The following is a 14,061-nucleotide window of genomic DNA, read 5'->3' as shown; positions in this document are numbered from 1 at the left end:
GGCTGGGACCCGGTGGTTGCCGTGGGTGTCGCGGGTGGCTCAGACCCGTCGGTTGCTGTGGGCGCGGCGGGTGGCTCGGATCCGGTGGTTGTCGTGGGTGTGGCGGACGGCTGGGATGCGTCGGTTGCTGTGGGCGCGGTGGGTGGTTCGGATTCGGTGGTTGCCGAGGGCGCTGCGGGCGCCTGGGGTCCGGCGGTTGTCGGAGGTGCTGCGGGGGGTTCGGACCCGGCGGTTGCCGGGGGCGCTTGGCGGGCCGAGGCGAAGGCCGGGGGTCGTCGGTGGCCGGCGGTCGCGGCCGGGGACCTCTCGGGCGTTGGTGGTGTGGTCGGCGATCCCGCGCTCGCGGATGCCGTGTGAGTTGTGGGTGTGTGCCGCCGCGAGGCCGCCGGAGTTGCGCGATGGGTCGCTTCGGGCGCGGGGGAGGCCGACACGTCCCCGCGCTCGGGCCGGACATCGGCGTCGGATCGCCGCTGCCCGGCGGTCGACGGCGACACGCGCGATCGAGCCCGCCCTGGAACTCCCGCGTCCGCAGCGGCGGACGCGGACGCCGAAGCCGAAGCCGAAGCGCTCGGCGACGCCCCGGCACCCGCAGGACCCGACGCGGACGCGGCGGCCGAGGCGGCACCGCCCGAGGGGGCCCGCGTACCCACCCGCCCGTCGCCGCCCGCCGAGCCGGAACCGCCCCCGACGGATCCACCCCGCCGCCCGCCGACGGACTCCACCGCCCCCGGCGCGACCGCCGGAGCAGCCCCCCGACCCGGGCCACCGCCCACGCCCGAGCCCGCAGCGGGGGCACCGCCCGTCCGCTCGGGACGCCCGACGGCACCGACCGTGACCACATCGCCGACTCGGCCGGGCCCGCCCGCGCCGGCCGTACCGCCGCCTTCCCGGCCGGCCGCGCCCTGTCCGCCGGTGGCCCCGATCGCACTGTCCGCCCGGCCGAGCGCCGGGCCACCGTCGACATCCATGCCGTTTCCGGACAAAGATCCCGCATCGACCCGCGCGGGCGCAGCGTCCGCAACTCCCGCTCCGCCGACACCCGTTCCGCTCATGGCCCCCGGCACCGGCCGGGCCGTGTCCGCCGCCGGCAGCGTCGTGCCCGGCGGGTTCACGGTCGGCCCCGTCGGGCGTCCCGAGCGGATCACGCGGGCCACCGCGCGGGCCAGGCCGGCCGTTTCGACCGGGCCCAGGCCGTCCGCGGCGGGCAACACGCCGAAGGCGTCCGGGCGCAGGCTCAGCCGCCGCCCCCGCACCTCCCCGAGGACGAGCGCCGTACGGCCCGGCCGCGCCGCGAACGCCGCCGGTTCGCCCGCCGCATCCGGCGCGGGCTCGGCGCACACCAGGACGCGTACCGCCGGATCGGCGGCCAATTCGGCCGGCGACCGCCCGGGGAACCCCGGATGCACACCGTGGGCAACGCCCACCGCGCCCGCGGGCAACCGCCGAACCAGCTGCGCGGTCAACGCATGGCCCAGATCCGTGCCCGCACGGTCTCCGGTCACCGTGAGCACCGGCCCCACCGCCGCCGAATCCAGCAGGACCACATCGGTCCCGATCAACCCGACCACGATCGGCAGCGCCACACCCCCGGTCGGCTCGGGTGCCCCCAGGTCGGCCACCGCGGCCGTCCACACCAGGGCGTCGTCCGGGTCCACCACCCAGGGATCCGCGACCTCCGGCGCCTCGACCGCCGCGAGCCGTACCGACACGCGCTCGCCCGCCAGCACCACCGCCCACGGCCGCACCCCCGCCGCCCGGGCCGAGCCCAGCGCCCGCGTGGCGCGTTCGAAGGTCTCCGGCGCGCCCAGATGCCGGGTCAGCACCGCGACCCCGCGGCGATCCCGCCGCCAGGCGACGAACGGCGCGGCGAACGCCCGCCCGGTCGCCGCCACCTGGTGTCCGAACCCGCGGAACAGGCCGCGTGGACCCGCCCGTCGGGACAACACCCGCAGCAACACCGCGACGAGGATCACGAGTTCGAGCAGGGCGAGCCAGCCCACGCCCCGGTTGCCGCTCCAGAAGTCCGCGCCGAAAGGATTGGCGGCCGTCGTGCTGCTGATCGTGCCCTCCCGCTGAACAGGTGATACCGGGGTCATCCGGAGATCAGTGGGCATTGAAGCAGTCGCGCAGCGTATTCGAAAGAGCCGGCACAGATTTTCGAGTTGGGCTTTTCGGAACCATCCGACACCGTTTCGGGGGCATGGCGAGACGTCGGTTCACCGCGCCGGCCCGGCGGCCGGCGGGTCCCACGCCCGCCTGATGACAGGGCAGTGACCTGCACGTACAACGGGATGCCGGGGCTCGTACCCACCCGAACGCCGGACGGCCCCCCGGACCGTCCGTCCCGCCTGTTCTCATTCTCTGGAAAATCCCGCAACGAACTCGAAACGGGATTCCGGCAATCCTGCACGCAGATCGACAAACCTGCGAATCGACGTGACATTCCCCTTGCCTGGGAAATAGGTGCGCCCGTGTTGCGGCGATTCCACAAAATAGACGGCGACCCGCCTCGACGTGACGGATCTGAGCTTCATCTGAGGTTTCCCGAGCATGGATCGGGTGAAGCACGCATGTCGCATAAAGAGCCCAAGTCGGTCGGCTCGGACAAATCGTGGCTCTCGTCGACTCCGGCCGTCGGCTGCGGCGTTCACCCGATCACGCTACGAAGGGACACCGTCCGCGCTACGAGACCCCCACCGCCGGAACCGCCCGCGATCGCGTGACCGGCTCCGCCGTCGCCACCCCCACCAGCGCCCCGACCGCCGCCAACACCGCCGGAAACTCGGCCACATAGTCCATCGACGCCTGCACCACGAACGCCGTGAACGTCACCGATCCCACCGCCACCACCGCCGGCGACCGCGCCGACCGCCACAACCGCACGTACACCCATCCCACCACGGCGACCAGACACAGCGCGCCGGGGATGCCCTGCTCGGCGCTCTGCCGCAGCCACATCGAGTGCGCGGAATGCACATCCGCGTCCGAACGCACGGTCGGACTGTTCTTCACGAACGTGCCGGGACCCGTCCCGCGCACCGGGAAACGCTTCGTCAGATGTACGCCGTCGCCCCACAGTTGCACCCGACGCTCGGTCAACCCCGCCCGGGCGGCGCCCTCGACGCTCTCCGTCCGCGTACCCAGCGCCCCGAGGACCACGGTGCCCAGCACCACCCCGGCCGCACACAGCGCCGACAGCACCACCACCGTGCCCCGTCGCCGTACCAGCGGCGCCAGCAGCGCGGTCGACAACACCGCCAGCGCACCCGCCGCCGCGGCCACCGACCGCGTCGCGAACGTACCCACCACCAACACCCCGGCCAAGACCAGGAGTCCGGCCCGCCACCGACCCGACACGGCGGCCAGCGCGGCCAGACACGCCGCCCCCACCCCCTGCGCCACCAGCGCGCCGTCGGCGTTCCCGTAGTCCAACGGCGGCGCCGTCGCGTCCCCACTCACCGCGTCGGGCCACACCACCAACATCACCATCACCGCGCCGGCGAGCATCGCCGGCACGGGTAACGCGAACCGCCCGCCGCACAGCCGCCCCAGCAGGTACGCCCCGGCCACGATCGCCAGCGCCAGCAGATACCTCCCCGGCGCACCGGCCCGGTTCGCCGCCGCCACCGGTGCCCACAACGCCGCCACCGCGACCAGCGCGACACCCGGTGGATCCAGTCGGGACAGATATCGTGCCCTGCCTCGGACCCGAAGGTCGCCTTCCCGGTCAGCACTCACCGCACCATTCGCTTCCACTCGACGATCCGGGCCCGCCCTGCCGCGCCCGCGCCCGCGATCGTGCCCGCGTTCGCGTTCGTGTGCGTCCCACCCCGACCGCCCGGCGGTGCCAGGATGTCCCTCATGCAGCTCTACATCTGCGGGGCCGGCGGCGTAGGCCGCGAAGCCCTCGACACCGCGCTCGCCGCCGCGCTCACCGTCACCGCGTTCCTCGACGACGCCCGCGCCGGCGAACAGGTGCGCGGGCTTCCGGTGTTGCGCCCCGACGAGGCGACCGGAGGCGAATACCTGGTCGGTATCGCCGCCCCGGCCGCCCGGGCCCGGCTCGCCCTCCTGATGGAGCGGCGGGGACTGCGCCCGGCCACCCTCGTGCATCCGCGCGCGGTGATCGCGCCGGACACGGTGCTCGAGGCCGGCTGCCTCGTCCAGGCGAACGCGTACGTCTCCAGCAGCGTCACCCTCGGTCCGCACGCGCAGGTCCACTACAACGCCACCATCGGGCACGACACCGTGCTCGACGCGCGCGCCACCGTGTATCCGGGCGCCAACATCTCCGGCAACGTGCGCCTGTGCGCGGGCGCCACCGTCGGCAGCAACGCCGTGGTCCTGCAGGGCCTGACCGTCGGCTCGGGCGCCTTCGTCGGCGCGGGCGCCGTGGTCACGCGCGACGTGCCCGCCCGCACCACCGTGGTGGGCGCGCCCGCCCGCCCCCTGTACACACCCGACCCGGACTGAGCCGCCCGACCACGCCTCAGCCGAGCCGCGACCGGAACCACTCGACCGTCCGGGCCAGCCCGTCGCGCAACTCGACGGGCTCGGCCGCCGGGAACAACGCGCGCAGCCGCGACCCGTCCGCCTGGGAGTCCCGCACGTCACCGGGCCTGGGGGAGGTGTGCTCCACCTCGACCGCATGCCCGAGCACGTCCGCCAGCAGAGCGATCAGCGCGTTCAACGAAGTCCGGGAGCCGAAGGCCAGGTTGACCGGGATGTCGGAGACCACCCGGCGCAACACCGCGTCGGTCAACACCGCGCACACGCTGTCGATGTTGGTGAAGTCCCGCGTCTGTTCACCGTCGCCCTGCACCGACAGCGGCCGGCCCGCCAGCGCCGCGTCCACGAAGCGCGGAATCACCGCGGCGTACGCGTGATCGGCCGGCTGGCCGGGGCCGAAGACGTTGAAGAACCGGAACGGCAACACCGGCAGCCCATAACAGTTGCCATAGGCGATCAGATACGCCTCGGTGGCCAACTTGCTCACCGCGTACGGGCTCAGTGGCGCGGTGCGCATGTCCTCGCGCTTGGGCAACTCGCGATTCGCGCCGTACACCGACGACGAGGACGCGGCCACCACGTGGATGTTCCCGGCCCGCCGGGCCGCCTCCAGCACCTCGAGGGTGCCCGTCGCGTTGGCGTGATGGCTGGCCAGCGGTGCCTCCACCGACCGGGGCACCGACGGCAACGCCGCCAGGTGCACCACCGCGTCCGCACCCTCGAACGCGCGGTCGAGCAACTCCGCTTCCAGGATCGAGCCCTGATGGAACGTCACCTTCAAGCCGGTGAGGTTCGCGAGCGACCCCGTGGACAGATCGTCCACCACATGCACGTCGCGCACCACGTCGTGGCCCTGCAACGAGGCGGCCAGGTTCGCACCGATGAAACCGGCACCGCCGGTGATCACTACCTTCACAAAGTCCCCCCGGACCGTCGCGCCCAACCGTCCCCACCCGAGGCGCCGATTCGAACTCCCCGGGCCCGACCCGGAGTCGCCCCACCCCCGGCTTCCCGCACTGTACCCACGGCCCGCTTCCCGAGAGGGCAAAACCCGGACAACAGGCCGGAACGTACGCCACACTTTCCCGTATCTCGGCCCCGGGACACCGCCCCGGGAACCGATATTCGGGTGGGGGACACTCATGAAGATACCCAGGCCAAGGCTGCGCAGAGCGACGATACCGACACTGTTCGCGCTACTGCTCGCATTGACCGTCGCGGCACCGGAGACACCCAAGGCGGCCGCGGGTCCGTGCGACACGCCGGTCGCCAACGTCATCGCCTGCGAGAACAGCAAGACCGGCAACCCGCGGACCGAATGGGACGTCAGCGGTGCCGGCAGCAACTCCATCCAGGGCTACTCCACGGACATCAGCGTCAACGCCGGTGGTCAGATCAAGTTCCGGATCGACACCACGGCGAGCTCGTACCGCGTCGACATCTACCGACTCGGTTGGTACAACGGCAACGGCGCGCGCAAGGTCTACACGATCCCGGCCTCGGCCACGACGCCCAAGCGGCAGGACGACTGCGACATCGACAACCAGGTGACCGGCCTGATCGACTGCTCGAACTGGACCGACTCCGCGTCCTGGACCGTGCCCGCCGATGCGGTGTCCGGCTACTACATCGCCAAACCCACGCGCACCGACGGCAGTTCCGGCGCGAGCCAGATCCCGTTCATCGTCCGCAACGACGCGTCGCGCTCGGCACTGCTGATGCAGTCCTCCGACACCACGTGGCAGGCGTACAACGCCTACGGCGGCAACGACCTGTACACCGGACAACCGGTGGGGCGGGCCTACAAGGTCAGCTACAACCGGCCGTTCACCACGCGCGCCGACAATCCCGAGGACTCGCTGTTCAACGCCGAGTTCGCGATGTTGCGCTTCATCGAACGCAATGGCTACGACGTTTCCTACACGACCGGCGTCGACACCGATCGACGCGGCCAACTGATCAAGAACCACAAGGTGTTCCTTTCCGTCGGCCACGACGAATACTGGTCCGCCCCACAACGCGCCAACGTCGAGGCGGCCCGGGACGCGGGCGTCAACCTCGCCTTCTTCTCCGGCAACGAGATGTTCTGGAAGACCCGTTGGGAGAACGGCGGGATCAACGGCAACGGTCCCGACCACCGCAACCTCGTCGCCTACAAGGACACCCACGCGAACCAGTCGATCGACCCGCTGGGCCCGAGCATGTGGACCGGCACCTGGCGCGACCCGCGCTTCTCGCCACCGGGTGACGGCGGTCGACCGGAGAACAACGTCACCGGCACCATCTTCACCGTCAACTGCTGCACCACCGACATGAACGCCAACGGCGCCGACGGCCGGTTGCGCCTGTGGCGCAACACCCGGCTGGCCACCCTCGGCCTCACCGCGCAGACCACCCTCGGCAGCGGCACACTCGGCTACGAGTGGGACTCCGACCTGGACAACGGCGCCCGACCCGCGGGCCTGATCCGCCTGTCCACCACGGTCAAGTCCGGCATGTCGGTGCTCCAGGACCAGGGTTCGACCTACGCCGACGGCAGCTCCACGCACAGCTTGACCCTGTACCGCGCGCCCAGCGGCGCCCTCGTCTTCGGCGCGGGCACCGTGCAGTGGGCCTGGGGCCTGGACGTGTACCGGGTCGGCGCGAACGGCACCGTGGACACCGCGATGCAGCAGGCCACCATCAACCTGTTCGCCGACATGGGCGTACAGCCGGGCACGCTGATGAGCGGCATGGTCGCGGCGGCCCAGAGCACCGACACCACGCCGCCCACCTCGACCATCACCGCGCCGACCAACGGCGGCAGCCTGCCCACCAATTCCAACGTCACCATCACCGGCACCGCGACCGACACCGGCGGCCGGGTCGGCGGCGTCGAGGTCTCCGTCGACAACGGCGCGACCTGGCACCCCGCCACCACCGGCCGGGACAACTGGACCTACGTGTTCACCACCGGCGCCGGCGGCTCGATCACCATCAAGACCCGGGCCACCGACGACAGCGCCCGCACCGAGACCCCGTCGGCGGGCGTCACCGTCACCCTCGGCGGCCCACCGCAACCCGTCACGTGTCCATGCACCCTGTGGGCGCCCACCGACCAACCCTCGGCCGGACCGGACCCGGACACCGCCGCCACCGAACTCGGCGTCAAGTTCCAACCCGACCGGGCCGGCTTCATCACCGGCGTGCGCTTTTGGAAGGACGCCGCGAACACCGGCACGCACACCGGGACCCTGTGGTCCGCGTCCGGCACCCAACTCGCCACCGCCACGTTCGGCAACGAAACCGCGTCCGGCTGGCAGCAGGTGACGTTCGCCCAGCCGGTGGCGGTCACCGCGGGCACCACCTACGTGGCGTCCTACCAGGCCCCCAACGGCAGATACGCCGCCGACCAGGGCGGCCTGACCACCGCGCACATCCGCGGCCCGCTCACCGCACCGGCGAGCAACGCCGCCGGCGGCAACGGGGTGTACCGCTACGGCACCGGATTCCCGACCTCGACCTGGAACGACTCCAACTTCTGGGTCGACCCGGTGTTCACCACCACCAACGGCGGCCCGACCGGCACCGCCCCGGTGGTCACCGCGACCGTCCCGGCGAGCGGGGACGGCTTCGCCCCGGTCGGCGGCAACATCACCGCCACCTTCGACGTGGCGGTCCAGCCCGCGACGATCGTATGGACGATCGACCGGGGCGAGAGCGGCCGGGTGACCGGCACCGCGAGCTACAACGCCGCGACCAGGGTCGCCGGCTTCGACCCCACCAGCGACCTGATACCCGGTGCCACCTACTCGGTCGCCCTCAGCGGCGCACAATCCGCCGACGGCACGCCGATGGCCACCAAATACTGGTCCTTCACCACGGCCGGCAGCACCCCGCCGCCCACCTGCAACCCGTCCTGCACCATCTGGCCCGCCACGGCGACGCCGGCCGTACTCTCCGACACCGACACCGCCGGCATGCAACTCGGCGTCAAATTCCGCACCACGGTGCCCGGGAAGATCACCGGCCTGCGGTTCTACAAGGGCCCGGGCAACACCGGCACGCACACCGGGACCATCTGGTCCGCCACGGGCACCAACATGACCAGTGCGACCTTCACCGGCGAGACCGCGTCGGGCTGGCAACAGGTGAACTTCGCCCAACCGGTCGTGATCGCCGCCAACACCACCTACGTGGCCTCGTACTACGCGCCCGTCGGCCGCTATTCCTCCACCGAGGGCGGCCTGACGGCGGCGGCCGGGACCGGACCGATCACCGCCTCCGCCTCCGGCACCGTCGGCGGCAACGGCGTGTACGCGAACGGCACCGGCTTCCCGACCAACACCTGGAACGACAGCAACTACTGGGTGGACGTCGTCTTCACCACCAACTAGTCCCCACCGACCGGTCCCGGTCACGGCGCCGGCAACCGGCACCACCGAGCACCGACACACGGAAACCGAACCGCCGGCGGCAGCACACCACCGGCGGTCCGGTCTCCGGGGCGGGCGCGGCGACCCGAGCCCCGGCGCGCCGACGCCCGTCCCGACCCACGAACCGACGACCGACCGTCATGCCATTGAGGAGCACCAACTCGATGAAGGCCGCCTGCGCCAGAACCAGACCGGGACTTCGACAACGCCGAGGAACATGGGCGAGCATCACGTTCGCCGCGATCGGCGCGTTGCTGTTCACCCTGTTCGCACCGATCACCGCGGCCCAGGCCGCACCATGCAGTCCGTGCTCGCTGTTCGCGGGCGCCACCCCGGGCGGCGCGGTGACCGACACCGACGCGGTGGCCGTCGAGTTGGGCGTGCGCTTCAAGCCCGCCCAGGACGGCACGATCACCCAGGTCAAGTTCTGGAAGGACGCGGCCAACACCGGCACCCACACGGGCCGGATCTGGAACACCGCCACCGGCACCGCGACTTCGGTGACCTTCACCGGCGAGAGCGCGTCCGGCTGGCAGACCGCCACGTTCGCCACGCCCATCCCCGTCACCGCGGGCACCGAGTACATCGCCTCCTACGTCGCGCCGGTCGGCCGCTACACCGTCACCGCCGACTACTTCGCGACCGATCGCACGGTCGAACAACTCGTCGCCCCGGCGAGCAACGGCACCCAGGGCAACGGGGTCTACACGTACAGCCCCGGCGGCGGCATGCCGACCGACTCCTACCGGGCCGGCAACTACTGGGTCGACGTCTCCTTCGTCCCCGGCGCCGACACCACGTCGCCCACGGTCACCCAGACCGTCCCGGCCGCCAACGCCACCGGAGTGGCCACCGCCGCACCGCTGTCCGTCACCTTCAGCGAACCGGTCCAAGCCGCCACCGTGCAGTGGGCGGTCACCGCGACCGGCGGCCCGGCCGTCGCGGGCACCGCGTCCTACAACGGCAACACCGCCACGTTCACCCCCACTTCGGCGCTCGCCGCGTCCACCGGCTACACCGTGAGCGTGTCCGGCGCCAAGGACGCCGCCGGCAACACCGCGGCGACCAAGTCCTGGTCCTTCACCACCGGCAACGGCAGCACCCAGAACATCGAGACCAGCATCTGGACCGGCCCGGTCAGCCCCACCACCCCGAACCAGACCGACAACAACAGCGTCGAGGTCGGCGTCAAGTTCCGCACCGCCACCGACGGCCAGATCAAGTCGATCAGGTTCTGGAAACTCGCCGGCAGCACCGGCCCCTACGCGGTCAGCCTGTGGGACAAGAACACCCAGACCCGGCTCGCCACCGTGCCCAACGTCAACCGCACCGGAACCGGCTGGCAGACCGTCGACCTGCCCACCCCGATCACCGTGCACGCCGGCGTCACCTACGTCGCGTCCTACTTCGCGCCCAACGGCAACTACCCGGCCAACACCGGCTCGTTCTCCCAGGCCGTCGGCAACACGATGATCAGCGCGCTCGCCGACGGCGTGGACGGCGGCAACGGCGTCTACAAGTACAACGCCGGCAGCGTCTACCCGACCGACAGCTGGAACGGCAGCAACTACTGGGTCGACGTGGTCTTCAGCACCAACGCCGAGGACACCGTCGCCCCCGCCATCACCGACCAGTCGCCGACACCCAACGCCAACGGCGTACTCGCCGGCGTGCAACCCTCGGTCACCTTCAGCGAACCGCTCAAGACCACCGGCCTGACCTTCGAACTCAAGCGCAACGGCACGGCCGTGCCCGCCGAACTCGAATTCGACAACCCGACCAACCCGACCCAGCTCACCCTCAAGCCGAACGCCGAACTGGCCTACGGCACGCCGTACACACTCACCGTCGGCGGGGTCAAGGACCGCTCCGACAACGCGATGCCCGACACCAACTGGTCCTTCACCACCGGCCAGGCCCCGCCCACCCCGCCGTGCGACGCACCGAACACCGGCCCGATCCTGGTGATCAAGGCCGACTCGAACCCCTTCAGCTGCTACTACACCGAGATCCTGCGCGCCGAGGGCCTGAACTCCTTCGCGGTCAAGGACGCGAGCACGGTCACCGCGACCGTGCTGAACGGCTACACCACCGTCGTCCTCGGCGACTTCGCGCCCTCCGCGCAACTGGTCGCCGACCTCACCACGTGGGTCAACGCCGGCGGCAACCTGATCGCCATGCACCCGCGCGCCGCCCTGGCCGGCCTGCTCGGCCTCGGCACCTCCGGCGGCTTCCAGGCCAACCAATACATGAAGGTCGACAGCGGCACCGCTCCCGGCGCCGGCATCTACAGCCAATTGAGCATGCAGTACCACGGCCCCGCCGACGTATGGACGGTCCCCGGCGGCGTCGGCACGATCCGCGTCGCGGACCTGTACACCCGTACCGGCACCAGCCCGCTCGGCCCGGCCGTCACCACCCGTACCGTCGGCAGCGGCACCGCCTCCGCCTTCACCTACGACCTGGCCCGCTCCATCGTGCAGACCCGCCAGGGCAACCCCGCCCAGGCCGGCGTCGAGAACGACAACTTCTCCGACAGCGGCGGCCCGCTGATGCGCGCCGACGACATGTTCTATCCGGACTGGATCGACCTCAGCCGAGTCCGCGTCCCGCAGGCCGACGAACAGCAGCGCCTGTTCGCCAACCTCATCGAGATCGGCAACCGCGCCAAGGCCCCGATCCCCAGGACCTGGTACCTGCCCGGCAACGCCGCCACCGCCGCCCCCGACCTGCTCAAGGTCGTGATGGTCTCCACCGGCGACAACCACGGCCAAAACCTCAGCGACATGCAGGGCCGGGTCACCCGCTACAACAACAACAGCTCCGACCCGAACTGCGCCAGCCCCATCGCCGCCCTGCGCGACGCCGCGGTCCGGAACTGGAAATGCATGCGCGGCACCATCTACGTCTGGGGCCCGGGACCCCAGGGCACCCAGGCACCCCCGGTGTCCGACGTACAGAACTGGACCGCCCAGGGCTTCGAGATCGCCCGACACGTCGACGAGAACGGCAGCTGTCCGCAATTGCGCGCCGGAGCGTCGCAGACGGACATCAACGCCGAACTCTCCGCGGTGTACGAGAACAGCCTGGACGACTTCACCCGCTACGCCCCGCTGAAGCCGACCACCAACCGGACCCACTGCCTGATCTGGCCGGACTGGAGTTCCAACGCGACGATCGCCCGGGCCAAGGGAATCCGGCTCGACACGAACTACTACTACATGCCCGACTACTGGAAGAACACCTGGGGCGGGCCGCTGATGAAGGCCAGTCCCGGATTCTTCACCGGTTCCGGATTCCCGATGCGCTTCACCGACACCAGCGGTCAGATGATCGACATCTACCAGGGCACCACGCAGATCAACGACGAATTCCAACAGGTCTATCCGGACACGTTCGACCAGCTCGTCAGCGGTGCCAACAACGACGGCTTCTACGGCGCGTTCGTGATGAACAACCACACCGACTCGGCGAACGCCAACGGCGGGGTCGGCAATGTGGGCCAACTGGACATCGAGGCCGCGCTGATCGCCTCGGCGAAAGCCAAGAACGTCCCGGTCGTCTCGGCCAAACAACTCCTGGACTGGACCGACGCCCGCAACGCCTCGACCATCACCGGCCTGAACCGGGTCGGCAACACGGTCACCTTCACGGTCAACCAGAACGCGGCCGCGACGAACCTGATGACGATGCTCCCGACCACCGGCTCGGGCGGCACCACGCTCGGCGCGCTGTCCCGGGGCGGCGTCCCGGTCACCTTCCAGAAGACCACGATCAAGGGCATCGAGTACGCCGTCTTCGACGGGACCTCCGGCGCGTACACGGCCACCTACGCCACCCCGGTCGCCCCGCTGATCGCCCGGACCGAGGCGGCCCCGGCACCCGACGGCTCGGGCACGCTGACCTGGACGACGGACGTCCCGGCCACCACGGAGATGCAGCTCGGTACCCAGCCGGACCGGCTGCCCATCACCCAGCAGAGCGTGGAGACGGCCGGCGAGCACAAGGTGGTCCTGGGCGCGCTCAAGCCCGACACCACCTACTACTACCGAGTCGCTTCGGTGAACGCGAAGGGCGACCGCACCACCTGGCCCGCCCCGAACGCCAAGCCCGCCGAGTTCCGCACCCCCAAGGCCGACCGCAAGGCCCCGGTGATCAGCGACGTCGCGGTCAAGACCTGGCCGGACGGCAGCGCCGACCTGACCTGGAAGACGGACAAGCCCACCACGACGTCGGTCCTGCTCGGCGACACGGCGGCCGCGGCGCGCCCGGTATACACGGACGCGAAGCAGCGCACCACCACCCACCACGCCAAGCTCGGCCACCTCGGCGCCGGCACGACGTACGCCTTCCGCCTGGCGGGCATCGACGCGGCCGGGAACGAGGGGACCTGGACGGGCGGCGACGGAAAGAAGAAGGACACGGCCCGCCTGGTCATGCCGAGGCCGGGCGTCGCCGAGACCGGCGCCTTCGACTTCACCAACGGCACGGTCTCGGGCGGAGCGGTCAGCGGCGACCGCCCGGACGCACTCACCCTGGACCGGGCCCGCACCGGTACGTATGTATCCAAGGCCCTGGACGCCGGCCAAATGGTCACGTGGCTGGCGAGCGACTGGCAGGCCGACATTCCCAAGGGCACGACGCTGCGGGTATCGGTCCGAACCGGCACCACCGCGATTCCCGACGCGAGCTGGACCCCGTGGAAGGACCTGGCCAAGCCGGGGGACACGGTGGGGACGTCGTCGCGATTCCTGCAATACAAGGTGGAGCTGACCGGCGACGGCACGACAATGCCGACGCTGAAGGGCATCGGCTTCACACACGACGGCAAGGTGACCCCGACGACCCCGGTGACGGAGGCGGGCCCGAACACGACTCCGGGGCCGAACACGCATACGGGGAAGGGGCGTTGAGGCTGCGCTGAGCCGCGGGCGAGCCCGCGGGGAGAGGTACGAGCGGCCGGGCCCGGAGCGATTTGGCGCTCCGGGCCCGGCCGTGTACTGTTGCGAAGTCCGCCCGGGAGGCGAGCACAATCCCCGATCACCGATTAGGCGATCGGAATGCGCTCCGCTAAAGTCGGCGGGCGCCGCCAAATGCCTCGGAAATGCAAATTCCCGATGCCCGAAGCGGTGGGACG

At 71.0% G+C, this 14,061-nt stretch carries 6 protein-coding genes and 1 pseudogene; 3 read left to right on the top strand and 4 right to left on the bottom strand.

Going from position 1 to position 14,061, the window contains the following annotated elements; translation table 11 throughout:
• The 3 genes and pseudogenes from EMA17_RS52110 to EMA17_RS34390 all read right to left on the bottom strand — a co-directional run.
• Positions 1 to 2,114, bottom strand: a pseudogene (locus tag EMA17_RS52110) (hypothetical protein); the annotation flags it as partial.
• A gap of 240 nt (positions 2,115 to 2,354) precedes the next feature.
• On the bottom strand, positions 2,355 to 2,534 hold the full coding sequence (locus tag EMA17_RS34395) for a hypothetical protein (protein WP_126641092.1): 180 nt from the start codon (positions 2,532 to 2,534) through the stop codon (positions 2,355 to 2,357).
• Positions 2,535 to 2,682: 148 nt separating this feature from the next.
• On the bottom strand, positions 2,683 to 3,738 hold the full coding sequence (locus EMA17_RS34390; RefSeq protein ID WP_126641091.1) for an O-antigen ligase family protein: 1,056 nt from the start codon (positions 3,736 to 3,738) through the stop codon (positions 2,683 to 2,685).
• Positions 3,739 to 3,852: 114 nt separating this feature from the next.
• On the opposite strand from EMA17_RS34390, the gene EMA17_RS34385 reads away from it, so the two are divergent.
• Positions 3,853 to 4,473, top strand: coding sequence for a NeuD/PglB/VioB family sugar acetyltransferase (locus EMA17_RS34385; RefSeq protein ID WP_126641090.1), 621 nt, complete (start codon positions 3,853 to 3,855; stop codon positions 4,471 to 4,473).
• A gap of 16 nt (positions 4,474 to 4,489) precedes the next feature.
• Here the strand turns inward: EMA17_RS34385 and EMA17_RS34380 are convergent, their stop codons facing one another.
• Positions 4,490 to 5,425 (bottom strand): NAD-dependent epimerase/dehydratase family protein, encoded by a 936-nt coding sequence (locus EMA17_RS34380; RefSeq protein WP_126641089.1) that lies wholly within the window; start codon positions 5,423 to 5,425, stop codon positions 4,490 to 4,492.
• A gap of 226 nt (positions 5,426 to 5,651) precedes the next feature.
• Between EMA17_RS34380 and EMA17_RS34375 the strand changes: the two genes are divergently transcribed.
• Positions 5,652 to 8,885: a DUF4082 domain-containing protein gene (locus EMA17_RS34375; RefSeq protein WP_126641088.1), complete on the top strand. Its 3,234-nt coding sequence runs from the start codon at positions 5,652 to 5,654 to the stop codon at positions 8,883 to 8,885.
• Positions 8,886 to 9,070: 185 nt separating this feature from the next.
• The gene (locus EMA17_RS55555) at positions 9,071 to 13,837 is read left to right on the top strand and encodes a DUF4082 domain-containing protein (protein ID WP_160161670.1); all 4,767 of its coding nucleotides are present in this window, start codon (positions 9,071 to 9,073) and stop codon (positions 13,835 to 13,837) included.
• The last annotated feature ends 224 nt before the right edge of the window (positions 13,838 to 14,061 follow it).

It is taken from the genome of Embleya hyalina (assembly GCF_003967355.1).
Lineage (GTDB): Bacteria > Actinomycetota > Actinomycetes > Streptomycetales > Streptomycetaceae > Embleya > Embleya hyalina.
The sequence above is the reverse complement of the archived record's forward strand: the minus strand, read 5'-3'. Positions and strand labels throughout refer to the sequence as shown.